Below are 14,866 nucleotides of genomic sequence, written 5' to 3' on the forward strand. Positions count from 1 at the left end.
AAAAAATCTTATCTGCATTAGCAGGTGGTACTTCATTAACTCCTGAAAAAGTTACAACATTACAAGATAACTTAAACCAATTAATTCCTGTTTTTGCTGCTTTACTATTAACATTCGCATGTATGTGGTTATTAAAACGTAAAGTAAGTCTAAGTCCAATTTCAATTATCTTTGTATTCTTCGCATTAGGTGTTCTTGATCATGTGACAGGAATTATCTAATTAAGATAGAATTTTAGATGAACAGATTTAAATGTCTGTTCATCTTTTTTTGTTTTATGATAGAATAGATTTAATAGTTTATTAAATAAGGAGAGGGTTATGGCACAGTCTTTAAATACAAAAGTTATGTTTATAACGAAAGCCAATGTATTTATTGGTTTGATTGGAAAAAAGCATGGGGATATTCTTGTTGGAGATTTTGCGTTTGAGTTTTATAATGAAAAAAATCCGGAAGATTATATTTAAATTCCTTGGAATAAGATTGATAAAGTACGTGCGAAACTTTTCTTTAAGAATCCTTTTATTCGTGGATTTTTTATTGATACAAAATCTGCTGGTTTGTTTAATTTTGTAGTAAAAAATACGTGAAAATATTTCAAAAAGATGCGTACATTTGTTGGAAAAGAAAATATTGTACGAAGTAAACCATTGTTTACGATGAGGAATTTGTTTAAAAAGTAAATTATTTTTTTATAATGACTTCTCTATAAATAGTAGTAAGGGACGGAAGCAGCCTCGCTTTACCGAGTCTCATTCCTAAAATTTGAGCCTAGGGTCTCAAATTTCACCTATAAAAGTATCCTATTAGGATACTTTTATCATTACTACTATGAGAAGTCATTGGTGGTGTGGTCATATAGTGTTTGTACGGATAAAATTTTATTTATGATATATGGAGAAGAGTATGATTCGTTTTGAAAATGTATCTAAAGAATATATAGATTCAGATATACAATTAAAAAAGTCTTTTAAAGAAAAATTATTTACAAAAAAAGCAAAGAAAACAGTTATTCAAGATTTAAATTTAGAAATTAACGAAGGAGAAATCGTTGGTTATATTGGTGAGAATGGTGCTGGAAAATCTACGACAATAAAGATGTTGTTAGGAATTATCCCTGCAGATTCTGGTAATGTAACAGTTTTTGAAAAAGACTCATTCAAGAATCGTCGAAAAAACGCTTCTGAAATTGGAGTTATGTTTGGACAGAAATCTCATCTCTGGTGGGATTTACCACTGTTAGATTCTTTCAAATTTTTACAAAAAATTTATTCTAAATCCTCTGTTGAAGATGATAAATGGTTAGAATGGTTAATAAATGAATTAGAGGTAAAAGCATATATAAATCAACCAGTTCGAGAACTTTCTTTAGGACAACGTATGCGTGGAGAATTTATTTGTGCTTTGCTTCATTCTCCTAAGTTAGTCATTTTAGATGAACCTACAATTGGTATTGATGTTCAAACAAAACAAAAAATGATGGAAATTATTTTAAAAGTTAATGAGCAAAAAAATACGACATTCATGATTACCAGTCATGATTTTCAAGAGATTGAGAAAGTTTGTCAAAGAATTATTATTCTGAACAAAGGCATCAATGCATATCAAGGAAGTATTGAAGAATTTAAAAATCAATATTCTTATTTGAAAAAAGTTATCATTTATCACGAACAAGGACAGCATGAATTAATCGAAAATTCAACTATAAAAGTACTAGCAAAGAATATTTTTTCTACTGAATATTTTTTTGATACTCGTGAAATTTCAGAAGAATTAGCGATTGAATTTATTCAGAATAATTATCATCCTGATAATTTAGAAGTTGTTCATTTAAGTTTGTCAGAATTAATGACGGTAAAGAGGGTGTTAGAATGAAAGGTTTATTAGCATACACACTTTACCAATTTAAGTCTAATAAAAAATATCGCATGAATAATGTTATGACGATTATGAGTACATTTATTGCTATTGTAATTCAGTATTATATTTGGACATATGTTGAAAAAACAAATGGTATGAATACACAACAAATTATTATTTATTCTATGTTTGCCTTAACTTTATCGTCTTTATTACCTTTATTTTCTTCAGCTGATTTTATGAATCATATTATTTTAAAGGGAACAATAGCTAATTATTTACAGCGTCCACAAATGCTGTTTTTAGTCAATTCCTCTATTCAAATTGGAAATAGTGTCTATAAGATTATTTATCGAATTATTCCTATCTGGGTTATTTATGTTATTTTCTTTAAAATAAATCTCTTAACTATTAATGGTGTTCTTTTGTTGGCATTACTATCTTTATGTTTGAGTTGGATACTTTCATTAATTGTTGGTCATATTATAGGATTACTTTCTCCGTATTTAATTAGTATAAATGGAACTAAAAGTTTAATTTCAGGCTTAATTTTATTACTTGGAGGGGGAGTTTTACCGATAGATATTTATCCTGAACCTTTAAAATTTATTGTATTAAAACTCCCTTTTGTTGCATTACAATATTTTCCTAGCGCAATATTAAGTGGAAGTCAATTGTTTTCTTATAAAACTGCACTTTTAATTCAATTATGTTGGATTCTTTTCTTTCTCTTAGTTTTATTCATTTTACAAATAAGAGTCTATTCAAAACTAGAAATAATGGGAGGGTAACATGATGATTCGTTCGTTAAAATTTTATAGAAAAATTTATACTGAATTTGTAAGAATGGATATCAAACGAATAATGATGTATCCTATTGATTTTGTTTTAGGAAATATGGGCTTTTTCCTAGAAACCATTTCAACCTTATTTGTTTTGTATATAATAGTAATGAATACTGGATTTTTAGGTGAGTTTAGTGGATACGAAGTGTTATTTTTTTATTCTTACTTGATGTTAGTAAATGCGTTATGGGAAATATTTTTTGTAACTGTACTTGAAATTCCATATATGATTCAAAGTGGAGAGTTAGATATTTTCTTAGTAAGGCCCTTAAATATATTATTTCAATTTATTATTTTTCAACTAGATGAAGAATCTGTATTTGAAACGGTAGTGGCTTTATTGTTATTAATAGGATCAATCACTCAATTATCTGGATTATGGACAGTTATCTTCTTTATTAAATTACTTTTCTTTATACTTTCTTCTATTTTTGTTAGATATGCTATTTATTTATTTTTAAGTACTACTGCATTTTGGTGGGTATCAAATGATGGGCTTAAAAGTATTTTTTGGGAAGTTTCTCAACTTGGAAATTATCCAATTTCAATCTATCCTCAATGGTTAAAAGCTGTATTAATGATTATACCATTTAGTTTTATAGGATATTTTCCTGTACATGAGTTATTACTGAGTACTAATCAATTTACTTTAGAAACATTAATGAATTTTAGTTCAGGATGGATTATATTTTATTTAGTTTATCAATTCTTTTGGAAACAAGGATTAAAGAAATATCAAAGTATTGGTGGTTAAATCAATATAGTCAAAAACTTAAAATATTATATCACTCACAGCATTCAGCTTGACTTTTTCTTTTAAAAATTATACGATAATAAGCATTCTATGGGAACGATATCAAGAATTATAGAAAGGAGAAGTTTAATGGATCAAATATTTTTACATCAATTTGATGTATTGTTAGAATTACGTCATTTTTTATCCATTATTCTAGCATGTTTATGCGGATGGGCGATAGGATATGAGCGTAAGTCACGTAATAAACAAGCGGGGGTGAAAACCCATGTCATTGTTGCATTAGCTTCTGCTTTAATGATGATTGTTTCAAAAGAAGCCTTTTGGGAAACTCCAGACGCTGCAGATACAACACGTATTGCTGCGCAAATCGTTAGTGGTATCAGTTTTATCGGTGGTGGTATTATCTACATGCGTGATATGCGTGTTAGTGGTGTCACGACAGCTGCTGGTTTATGGGCAACTTCGGGAATTGGAATGGCTATTGGCGGAGGATTTTGGTTCTTTGGCAGTGTTTGTTGCGCTGTAGTGGTAATAGTTCAATTATTAACACATCGCAAACTCAGTGTTCATAGAAAAATGTATCAATTAAATATTACTGGAATGATTAGTCATTTGAATGTTATTCATGATATTCATCGACATTGTAATTTAAAACAGTATCAAGCTGCCAATGTTGAAGTGAAGAAAATTCCTGAAGGATACGAGTTATATATTCAAATTGATAATGATGCTCGTGTTTTTGTTCAAGATTTTAAAAAGACAATTCAAGAGAAGGGAATTGATTTTAAAATTAAGAAAGTTAAATTTAAAGCAACAATGGGATAATTTATATTAGAAAGCCTTGAAGGAGTATAACAGCTCACTTCAAGGCTTTTTTGTTTATGATATAATGAACTCAATAGGAGGTAGAAGTTCTATGGATAAATTTGAGAATTTAGAATCGCTAAAAAAAATGATTATGGCTGTTATTTATGGGCTTGCTGTTGGTGACGCATTAGGTGTTCCAGTAGAATTTGAAGCAAGAGATAGTTATAGTCTTACAGAGATGATAGGGTATGGGACATATCATCAACCCATTGGCACATGGTCCGATGATACTTCATTGACATTAGCCTTAATGGAACATTTAGGTGAAAAATCAGACTTAAGTATCTTAATGGATAAATTTGTAGCTTATCGTGATGGTTATTTAACACCTTTTGGATATTGTTTTGATATAGGTATTGCAACAAATGAAGCAATTGAACGATATTTATCAGGGATTTCACCAGAAGCGTGTGGCGGGAAAGATGAGAGGTCTAATGGTAATGGAGCTTTAATGAGAATTTCTCCTTTAGTTTTTCTTTTGATTAAAATGTCTAATCTAGTTGAGCAAGTTGAGTTAATAAAGAAATATACAATGGTAACTCATGGGCATCCAAGGTCTATTGTTGCCTCGATTATCTATCTTTTTCTATTAAAAGATATGCTATTTAATGATTCACTTCCAGAAGTATTAGATTCTGTTCAAATAAAATTAGAAGAAATATTTAGCCAAAATTCTGAGTACTGGGAAGAATATGAAAATTATTTTAAGGAAATTTTTGATGAAGAATTTTATCATAAAAGTCGTGAGGAAATTAAATCTACAGGTTATGTGGTGGATACACTGAAAGCTTGTTTATGGTGCATAGGAACAACAAACAGTTTTAAAGATGCCGTTTTGAAAGCCGTGAATCTTGGAGAAGATACAGACACAATTGGTGCCATTACAGGTACACTAGCTGGAGCTAAATATTCTTTTGAATCCATTCCTAAAGAATGGATAGAAAGAATAGCCAATAAAACTTTAATAGATGAAAAGTGTGAACAATTATTTAATGGAATGATTGATGCTTAATAATCGTATTATTTATTTTTTAAGTAAAAATATAGCAACACATCTAACACTTTCGTAATGATCCATAAAATAATCGCATAATAAAAGAAATAGAAGAAATATGAAATACTAACCATGATTCCTAATAAAACAAACATAACAATAGATAATACCCAAAATAATTTTAAGTATAATAATATTTTTTCACGGATAAAAAATTCTTCATTACTTAATGTGGATTGAGGGCCATCGAATTTATCGATTAGTTGAATCAATTTTTTCATATATTTCTTCCTTTCATTATAAAAATAATATTGTGATTATACACTAAAAGTCTGCCCATGACTATGAATAATTTTGAAATAAAAAAGGAGTATGTTAAAATAGTTCAGAATAAAGTACAAGTAGTAAGAAAGGATGAAACGAATGGCAACGATACAATGGTATCCTGGACATATGGCTAAAGCTAAAAGAGAAGCTATTGAAAAACTAAAATTAGTAGATGTTGTAATCGAATTAGTGGATGCACGTATTCCAGAATCAAGTCGTAATCCAATTGTAAATGAGATTAAAGGACAAAAGAAACAATTAATGCTATTGAATAAGACGGATTTAGCAGATCCAATTCAAACAAAGAAATGGATGAACTATTACCAAGAAGAAGGCATTGAAGTTTTAACAGTTGAAGCAAAAGATGGAAAAGGTTTGAATCAAGTAAAAGCAGCGATTAAAGCATTGATGGCAGACGAATTTGAAAAATTAGCGGCAAAAGGCGTACGTCCTCGTCCGATTCGTTTAATGGTATTAGGAATCCCAAATGTTGGAAAATCAACATTTATTAATCGTATGATTCAAAAAAATCAAGCTGAAACCGCGAATCGTCCTGGAGTTACCAAAGGACAACGTTGGTTAAAAATTGGTAATGATTTTGAATTATTAGATACGCCTGGTATTTTATGGCCAAAATTTGATAATCAAGAGATTGGGAATAAATTAGCTGTAACAGGAGCGATTAAAGATTCATTATTACATATGGATGATGTAGCATTATTTGCGATTAATATTTTTAGAACCTACTATACAGATGCATTAAGAAAACCTTATGGATTGAGTGAAGCTGATTTAGAATTATCTGATGTAGATTTATTATTACTGATTACGAAAAAGTTAGGATTCAAAGATGATTATGAACGTGCAAGTGAACGTATTATTTTTGATATTCGTGGTGGTAAATTAGGGCGATATACATTAGATACTGCACCAATTAGTTTGGAAGGTGTATAAAATGACTGAAAAATATAATATTAGTCAGATTAAAGAAATATTAAGTTCGATTCATTCGATTGAAGATCCAATGTTTCAACAATTAAGTTTAGATATGAGAAAAGGAGTGCAAACAGCACTCAAATCGTGTCAAAAAAGAATTGAAAAAGAACAAAAACGTGCAGAACATTTTATTGAAATGCAGTATTATGAAAGATTAGCTTATAAAGAAGGAGCTAGTTTTATTGCAGGAGTCGATGAAGTAGGACGTGGTCCATTAGCAGGTCCTGTAGTAGCTGCAGCAGTCATTTTACCGAAAAATATTGAAGATTTAGGTTTTGATGATTCTAAAAAATTATCTGCTTCTAAACGAGAAGAAATTTATCGACTCATTCAAGAAAAAGCTATTGCCATTGGAATTGGAATTGTGGATGCAGATATTATTGACCAAGTCAATATTTATCAAGCCAGTCGTTTAGCAATGCAACAAGCAGTCAGTGAATTAAAGATTCAACCGGATTATTTATTAATTGATGCGATGAAAATTGATGTGAATACACCTCAAATTGGCATCATTAAAGGAGATGCCAAGAGTATATCAATTGCAGCAGCAAGTATTGTTGCCAAACAAGTGCGTGATCAAATGATGCAAGAATTTGATGAATTATATCCTGGATATGATTTTTCTAATAATGCGGGTTATGGAACTCCAAAACACTTGGAAGGATTAAAATCTAAAGGAATTTGTCCAATTCATCGAAAAACTTTTGCTCCAATAAAAGATTATTTAGAATAAAAAATATTTTTAGCCTTTTTTTTCGTATATAACAAGTAGAAATGTTATTTCGAGAAAGAAGGTTATTTTTATGGAATGGACAAGAAGAACATTAATGATTGCAATGGCGATGAGGGATAAGGGAAGTAGTCAACAAAGATGGGAGTTGTATCAACGTTTATGTCAAAATGAATGGACAGAGGGAAAATTTACATTAGAAGCGATTCACCAGGAGTTAAGTTTAGAAGAGCTTGAATGGCTTAGAAATACTGATTTTACTAGTTTAGAATTACAGTATCGAAAAGAAAATATTCATTTTTTAATGTACGAAGACGTTCTATATCCACAACGTTTAAAAGAAATTTATTTACCACCAGTTGTGTTATTTTATAAAGGACGATTGGAGTTATTCAATCGTTTATCTATAGGAATTGTTGGAGCAAGAAATCATACTCCCTATAGCAAAGAAGCGCTAGAATATTTACTACCCGATATACTTGAAAGAAAAGTATCCATTATTAGTGGATTAGCTAGGGGAGTAGATAGTTTAGCGCATCAACTTACATTAGATTTAAATGGTGAAACGATTGCAGTTATCGGAAATGGCATTAATATTTGCTATCCAAAGGAAAATCAATCTTTGTATGATGCGATAGGGAGTAAAGGGCTGATACTGTCAGAATATCCATTAGATAGTCCACCTTTAAAATTTCATTTTCCTTATCGAAATCGAATTATTGCAGGATTAAGCCATGGATTATGTGTGATTGAGGCTAGATTGCATAGTGGAAGTTTAATTACCGCTAATGTCGCTTTAAGTGAAAATCGTCAATTGTTTGCTTTACCGGGTAATATTACAAGTGAATATTCTAAAGGAACAAATGAACTGATTACTGCTGGAGCTTTTCCAATAAGAAATGCGAATGATATTTTAGATTCTCTACATTATTTTCCATAAAATTTTTACGCTTATAGTTTTTGATTTGACAAACAAACTTTCGTTCGCTATGATGAATAACGATTATTGAAAACAAGCATTTACTTCTGTGAAGGGAGTTTCGATATGGTTAAGAAGAACTTGGTGATTGTCGAATCACCAACTAAAGCGAAAACAATTGAAAGATATTTAGGAAAAAATTTTAAAGTAGTGGCAAGTAAAGGTCACTTACGTGATTTACCAAAAAGTAAAATGGGAATCGATATTGAAAATAACTATGAACCTCATTATATTTCTATTCGTGGGAAAGGGGATTTAATCAAATCCTTGAAAAAAGAAGCGAGTAAAGCCGATGCTGTTTACCTTGCAAGTGACCCGGATAGAGAAGGGGAAGCTATTTCATGGCATTTAGCGCATTTATTAGGATTAGATACGACTAAACCGATTCGTGTAGAATTTAATGAGATTACAAAGGATGCTGTAAAAGAAGCCTTTAAAAATCCAAGAAATTTAGATATGGATTTAGTTGATGCACAACAAGCTCGACGTATTTTAGACCGATTAGTAGGATATACAATTTCTCCAATTTTATGGAAAAAAGTTAAAAAAGGCTTAAGTGCAGGTCGTGTACAAAGTATTGCTGTAAAATTAATTATCGATCGAGAAAGAGAAATTCAATCTTTTGTCCCAGAAGAATATTGGACTTTAGATGCGACTTTCCAAAAATCAACAAAGAAATTTTCAGCTAGTTATTATGGAACAACTACTGAAAAAGTTGAATTAAAATCTCAAGATGAAGTGAACCAAGTCTTAAAACAAATTGATGAGAAATCACCATTTACCGTTCAAAAAGTTACGAAAAAAGAAAGAAGAAGAAATCCTGCTGCACCATTTACAACAAGTAGCTTGCAACAAGATGCTTCTAATAAATTAAACTTTAGAACTCGTAAAACAATGATGGTCGCTCAACAATTGTATGAAGGTGTATCATTAGGAAGACAAGGTTCAGTCGGTTTAATTACGTATATGCGTACAGACTCAACTCGTGTTTCTCAAACGGCTAAAGACGAAGCAAAATCTTATATTTTATCTGAGTATGGTAGTGAGTATTCAAACTCAACACGTTCAACAAAAGTTTCTGAAGGAGCTCAAGATGCCCACGAAGCAATTCGTCCTTCATCAGTTATGAGAACTCCTGATTCGATTGCATCTTATTTAACAAAAGATCAATTAAAATTATATACATTAATTTGGTCTAGATTTGTGGCTAGCCAAATGTCTGCAGCTGTTTATGATACGGTTCAAGTTGAATTAGAGCAAAATCAACAAGTATTCAAGGCAAATGGTTCTACTATTAAATTTGCAGGTTATCAAAAAGTATATCAAGATAATGCAGATTCAAAAAAATCAAATGTTTTACCTGAATTAGTTGAGGGAGACACAGTATCTGTACAAAAATTAAATCCAGAACAACACTTTACTCAACCGCCTGCAAGATATTCAGAAGCAACTTTAATTAAAACATTAGAAGAAATTGGTGTTGGACGCCCTTCGACTTATGCTCCAACAATTGAAACGATTCAAAAACGTTATTATGTTAAATTAGTAGCGAAACGTTTCGAACCAACTGAATTAGGAGAAATTGTTCATCAAATGATTAATAATTATTTCCCGAATATTGTTGATACTCATTTTACTGCTGAAATGGAATCTGAATTAGACCAAATTGAAGCAGGAAAACAAGAGTGGGTTCAAGTCATTGATCGATTCTATCAACCGTTTAAAGCTGAAGTGGATAAAGCGGAAATTCAAATTGAGAAAGTCCAAATTAAAGATGAACCTGCAGGTTTCGACTGTGAAGTTTGTGGAAGCCCAATGGTTATAAAATTAGGACGTTTTGGTAAATTCTATGCATGTAGTAATTTCCCTGATTGTCGTCATACTGCAGCTATTGTAAAAGAAATTGGTGTAACGTGTCCGCATTGTCATCAAGGGCATGTAATCGAGAGAAAATCGAAGAAGAATCGTTTATTCTATGGTTGTGATCGTTATCCTGAATGTGAATTTGTATCATGGGATAAACCTGTAGGAAGAGAATGTCCGAAATGTTCTCACTATCTTGTAGAAAAGAAAGTGAAAAGTGGCAAACAAATTGTATGTAGCCAATGCGATTATAAAGAAGAAATTCAAAAATGATCAAGAAGAAGCCGCAAGGCTTCTTTTTTCGTAATAATCCAAGAGTTAAATACTTCTTTTATTTTAGTTGAGGACGCTAGCAGCCACCTACGGTGTCTCATAGGTTAAATTTGAGCCTTGGTCTCAAATTTACCTGTAATAGTATCTGCTTTAGCAGATTCTATTACTTTAACTAAAAAAAGAAGATTTAACTTTTGGATTATAGATAAATTAAAATTCTAACTGACCAATGAAATTCTTTCCTTAAAAATAAAGATAGATTTTAAGTAGTGAAAATTGTTTGGAAAATTTTGACAATTTAGTTGTCAGTTGTTAGAAACTATGCTACAGTTTTATATGGAGAAAGGATGTTGTTAAATGGAAGAACAATTTCATGCATTTATTCAATATTTAAAAGTCGAAAGAAGATATTCGATGAAAACAGTCGAAGCCTATCAACGAGATATTGAACAATTTTTGATCTTTTTAAGAGAAATTCCATTAACACAATTATCAGAAGTTACAGTAGTGGATGTACGAATTTATCTTGGAAAATTACATCAACAACAATATAACCGTTCCAGTATATCACGTTTCTTATCAAGTCTTCGTTCGTTCTATCAATACTTATTAGAACACGATCTTGTTGAAGAAAATCCATTTGCGAGCATTTCATATAAAAAAGGACAAAAACGACTTCCTGATTTTTTTTATGAAGATGAGATGGAAAAATTTATTGATTCCATTGATGGAAATCAGCCTTTAGACCAACGTAATCGTGCATTAATTGAAGTATTATATGCTACAGGGATGCGAGTGAGTGAATTAACTGAATTAACTTTACAGCAATTAGATTTAAAAAATGGTGTTATTTTGGTCATTGGGAAAGGTTCAAAAGAACGTTATGTTCCAATCGGAGATTTTGCTACTGAAGCTTTACAACTTTATTTAGAAGAAAGCCGAACTTCTTTAATGAGCCAATATAAAAAAGAACATGCTTCTGTATTCGTGAATCATCTAGGCGATCCGATAACAACGACAGGTGTTCGCTATATTTTAAATCAATTATTACAAGAAAGTGGATTACAATTGAAAATTCATCCGCATATGTTGCGACATACTTTTGCGACTCATTTATTAAATAATGGAGCAGATATGAAGACTGTTCAAGAATTATTAGGACACGTTAGTTTAAGTTCTACTCAAATTTATACACATGTCACAAAAGATGCTTTGCAACAAAATTATCAATTATATTTTCCAAGAGCAAAACAAGAGGAAGATACTTTTGATGCATCCAAATTTAACCATAAACCATAGGAGGTTTTGAAATGACAACAATATGTGCCGTTAAAAAAGGAAATCAATCTGCTATAGCAGGTGACGGTCAAATTACCATGGGTGAAAGAATTATTATGAAAGGTAGCGCTAGAAAAATTAGACGTATTTTCGGTGGTGAAGTCGTTGTTGGTTTTGCTGGTGGAGTTGCAGATGCGATTACGTTAGAAGAAATGTTTGAAGACCAATTAAAGCAATTTAAAGGGAATTTGCAACGTGCAGCTATTGAACTAGCAAAACAATGGAGAACTGACCGTACCTTACAAAAATTAGAAGCGATGCTGATTGTAATGAATAAAGATCAATTATTATTAGTTTCAGGTACTGGTGAAGTGATTGAACCAGATGATGGGATTTTAACGATTGGTTCAGGTGGGAACTTTGCATTATCAGCTGCTAGAGCTTTATTACGTTTTGGGGATGAAAATTTAAGCGCAGAAGATATTGCAAGAGAAAGTTTAAAAGTTGCTTCAGAAATTGATGTGTATACAAATGATGCAATTATTACAGAAGTAGTATAGGAGACGGGAAAATGAATTCAAAAATTAGTAAGACACCTAGAGAGGTCGTACAAGAATTAGACCAATTTATTGTAGGTCAAGCTAGTGCAAAACGTGCTTTAGCAGTTGCTCTACGTAATCGTTATCGTCGATTATTATTAGATGAAGAAATGCAAAAAGAAGTGACGCCTAAAAACTTATTAATGATTGGACCAACTGGTGTAGGGAAAACAGAATTAGCGAGACGTTTAGCTAAATTAGTCGATGCTCCATTTGTTAAAGTAGAAGCCACTAAATTTACAGAAGTGGGTTATGTCGGTCGTGATGTAGAATCGATGGTTCGTGACTTAGTTGAAAATGCGATTAGTATTGTTCAGAAACAAAAACAAGAAGATGTACGTCCACAAGCTTATGATAAGGCTGTACGTAAATTAGCAAAAATTTTAAAACCTGGTATCATGAAAAAAGTGGCAAATCCTCAACAAGATTCTCTAATGAATTTATTCCAATCAATGGGCTTACCAAAAACAGACCTACCACAAGAGGAAAAAGAAGAAGTAACAGAGGAAATTGCTGCATCAAGACGTGAAATTGAGCAACAATTGAGAAATGGTTTATTAAAAAATCAAGAAGTAACGATTGAAGTAGAAGAAAAACCATTACGTATGGCTGGCAATTCAAATGGAATGGAGCAAATGATGCAAATTCAATCCATGTTAGACCAAATGACACCTAAAAAACGTTCAAAACGTACAGTTAGTGTAGAAGAAGCTTTAGATATTTTAACCGAACAAGAAGCAGATCAATTAGTGAATAAAGATGATGTACATGCAGAAGCATTAAAATTAGCAGAAACATCAGGAATTATTTTTATTGATGAGATTGATAAAATTGCTGCAAAAGGACATAATGGCGGGGAAGTTTCTAGAGAAGGGGTTCAAAGAGACATTTTACCTATCGTAGAAGGTAGCCAAGTTCAAACAAAATATGGTGCCATTCAAACAGATCATATTTTATTTATTGCTTCTGGAGCTTTCCATGTTGCTAAACCTAGTGATTTAATGCCTGAATTACAAGGTCGTTTCCCAATTCGTGTGGAATTACAAGATTTATCAAAAGAAGATTTCGAACGTATTTTAACAGAACCTAAAAATGCTCTATTAAAACAATATAAAGCATTATTGGCTACTGAAAATGTTGAAGTTATCTTTACAAAAGAAGCTGTCTCAGCACTTGCTAGAACAGCATTTGAAGTAAATAGTAATATGGAAAATATTGGCGCAAGAAGATTGCATACTATTCTAGAAACATTATTAGAAGAATTATTATTTGAAGCTCCTCAAATGCAAATGGGAAGCATTCAAATTACTGAGCAATATGTGGAATCAAAATTAAATACGATAACAGCTGATCGTGATTTAAGTCGTTATATTTTATAGGAAGGAGAGAGACCATTGCAACAAGTACTTAAAGATTTAAGAAAAATCAATACGGTTTTACAATATGATAATTTATGGACATTAGATGAAAAAGCCGATTTACCATTTAATACTTTAAGTGGTGTATTAGGAACTCTATTGAAAGTGGATTTATTTATTGCATCGCCAGAAGGTAGAATTTTAGGGGTTCATGATCAATTTAAGTTAAATAATGCTCGGATGCATGAATATGTTTCAACAAGACAATTTCCTGATTTTTATATGAACGCTTTGAATTCTATTGAGACAAATTTAGAAAATATTTCAGTGGATGCTGAATTAACCATTTTTCCAGTGGAATTAAAACAGGAATATCTTGAAGCAAAAACAACGATTATTCCGATTTATGCTTCTGGGAATCGTTTAGGATTTGTTGTGATGGGAAAAGCTAAAGAGTCATTTTCTGCGGGAGACTTAATTTTAGCAGAACATGCAGCAACTGTAATTGGAACAGAGTTATTGCATTGGCAAACAAAACGAATTGAACAAGAAAACCGAGAAAAACAAAATGTCCATTTAGCTTTAAAATCTCTTTCTTATAGTGAAATTGAAGCCATTAAAATTATTTTATCATTATTTGATGGTATTGAACTACGTTTTACAGCTTTAAAAATTGCGAAAGAATTTGATATTACACGTACAGTGATTGTAAATGCGATTCGTAAATTAGAATCTGCAGGCGTACTTGAAAGTAGAAGTTTAGGAACAAAAGGAACTTTCTTACGAATTAAGAACCAACATATACACCAAGCATTGAATGATGAATTAGCTAATTTATAAGTAAAAAGGAATAACTTACCGAAAAGAATATTTATTACGTACGTTTAGAACTTATAGTGGAAAAACGCCATGAATATATAAAAGATAGGAAGAAAGATCTTATTTGTTTGTGAGGTCGCCAGCAGCCTCGCATGCGAGTCTCATGGCTAAAATTCGAGCCTTGGTCTCGAATTTTATTTGAAACAAAGTGCCAAAAAAAGACAAAAAGATACTACCTATGCTATAATGTAAGTGAAAATTTTTTTAATTGTCAAAGATTAAGCGTTAGTCTGTTGTCGCAGACCTAACGCTTTTTGACTA

At 31.3% G+C, this 14,866-nt stretch carries 15 protein-coding genes and 1 pseudogene; 15 read left to right on the forward strand and 1 reads right to left on the reverse strand.

The genetic code is table 11. The features are described 5' to 3' along the window. The 7 genes and pseudogenes from RWR88_RS06990 to RWR88_RS07020 form a co-directional block, all read left to right on the forward strand. The coding region (locus RWR88_RS06990) for a PTS system mannose/fructose/sorbose family transporter subunit IID (protein WP_314451412.1) at window positions 1–221 on the forward strand (221 nt) is incomplete at its 5' end. A 99-nt stretch (window positions 222–320) separates the two neighbouring features. Further along, window positions 321–590, forward strand: a pseudogene (locus tag RWR88_RS06995) (DUF956 family protein). A gap of 316 nt (window positions 591–906) precedes the next feature. After that, window positions 907–1,875, forward strand: coding sequence for an ATP-binding cassette domain-containing protein (locus RWR88_RS07000; RefSeq protein WP_314451414.1), 969 nt, complete (start codon window positions 907–909; stop codon window positions 1,873–1,875). Then, window positions 1,872–2,651, forward strand: coding sequence for a hypothetical protein (locus tag RWR88_RS07005; protein WP_314451415.1), 780 nt, complete (start codon window positions 1,872–1,874; stop codon window positions 2,649–2,651). The genes RWR88_RS07000 and RWR88_RS07005 overlap by 4 nt, the downstream gene beginning before the upstream one ends. A gap of 1 nt (window position 2,652) precedes the next feature. Then, window positions 2,653–3,459 (forward strand): ABC-2 family transporter protein, encoded by an 807-nt coding sequence (locus tag RWR88_RS07010; protein ID WP_314451416.1) that lies wholly within the window; start codon window positions 2,653–2,655, stop codon window positions 3,457–3,459. Window positions 3,460–3,588: 129 nt separating this feature from the next. Further along, window positions 3,589–4,287: an MgtC/SapB family protein gene (locus tag RWR88_RS07015; protein WP_314451417.1), complete on the forward strand. Its 699-nt coding sequence runs from the start codon at window positions 3,589–3,591 to the stop codon at window positions 4,285–4,287. Window positions 4,288–4,378: 91 nt separating this feature from the next. Next, window positions 4,379–5,341 (forward strand): ADP-ribosylglycohydrolase family protein, encoded by a 963-nt coding sequence (locus tag RWR88_RS07020; protein WP_314451418.1) that lies wholly within the window; start codon window positions 4,379–4,381, stop codon window positions 5,339–5,341. 8 nt (window positions 5,342–5,349) lie between these two features. Here the strand turns inward: RWR88_RS07020 and RWR88_RS07025 are convergent, their stop codons facing one another. Then, window positions 5,350–5,604: a hypothetical protein gene (locus RWR88_RS07025; protein WP_314451420.1), complete on the reverse strand. Its 255-nt coding sequence runs from the start codon at window positions 5,602–5,604 to the stop codon at window positions 5,350–5,352. A 142-nt stretch (window positions 5,605–5,746) separates the two neighbouring features. On the opposite strand from RWR88_RS07025, the gene ylqF reads away from it, so the two are divergent. The 8 genes from ylqF (at window position 5,747) to codY (ending at window position 14,566) form a co-directional block, all read left to right on the forward strand. Next, entirely contained in the window at window positions 5,747–6,604 is an 858-nt protein-coding gene (gene ylqF, locus RWR88_RS07030) for a ribosome biogenesis GTPase YlqF (protein WP_314451421.1), read from the forward strand. Window position 6,605: 1 nt separating this feature from the next. Continuing rightward, window positions 6,606–7,379 (forward strand): ribonuclease HII, encoded by a 774-nt coding sequence (locus tag RWR88_RS07035; protein WP_314451422.1) that lies wholly within the window; start codon window positions 6,606–6,608, stop codon window positions 7,377–7,379. Between the two features lie 70 nt (window positions 7,380–7,449). Continuing rightward, the gene (dprA, locus tag RWR88_RS07040) at window positions 7,450–8,316 is read left to right on the forward strand and encodes a DNA-processing protein DprA (RefSeq protein WP_314451423.1); all 867 of its coding nucleotides are present in this window, start codon (window positions 7,450–7,452) and stop codon (window positions 8,314–8,316) included. 105 nt (window positions 8,317–8,421) lie between these two features. After that, window positions 8,422–10,491, forward strand: a complete 2,070-nt coding sequence (gene topA, locus RWR88_RS07045; RefSeq protein WP_314349008.1) for a type I DNA topoisomerase — start codon at window positions 8,422–8,424, stop codon at window positions 10,489–10,491. Window positions 10,492–10,848: 357 nt separating this feature from the next. Then, on the forward strand, window positions 10,849–11,790 hold the full coding sequence (xerC, locus tag RWR88_RS07050; protein ID WP_314451424.1) for a tyrosine recombinase XerC: 942 nt from the start codon (window positions 10,849–10,851) through the stop codon (window positions 11,788–11,790). 11 nt (window positions 11,791–11,801) lie between these two features. Beyond that, window positions 11,802–12,329: an HslVU peptidase proteolytic subunit gene (gene hslV / locus RWR88_RS07055; RefSeq protein ID WP_006702671.1), complete on the forward strand. Its 528-nt coding sequence runs from the start codon at window positions 11,802–11,804 to the stop codon at window positions 12,327–12,329. Window positions 12,330–12,340: 11 nt separating this feature from the next. Then, window positions 12,341–13,747 (forward strand): ATP-dependent protease ATPase subunit HslU, encoded by a 1,407-nt coding sequence (hslU, locus tag RWR88_RS07060; protein ID WP_314451425.1) that lies wholly within the window; start codon window positions 12,341–12,343, stop codon window positions 13,745–13,747. Window positions 13,748–13,762: 15 nt separating this feature from the next. After that, a complete protein-coding gene (gene codY, locus RWR88_RS07065; protein WP_314349005.1) occupies window positions 13,763–14,566 on the forward strand; it encodes a GTP-sensing pleiotropic transcriptional regulator CodY in 804 nt (267 codons plus the stop codon). The last annotated feature ends 300 nt before the right edge of the window (window positions 14,567–14,866 follow it).

Origin of the sequence: uncultured Granulicatella sp. (assembly GCF_963528195.1) — a bacterium.
Classification (GTDB): domain Bacteria; phylum Bacillota; class Bacilli; order Lactobacillales; family Aerococcaceae; genus Granulicatella.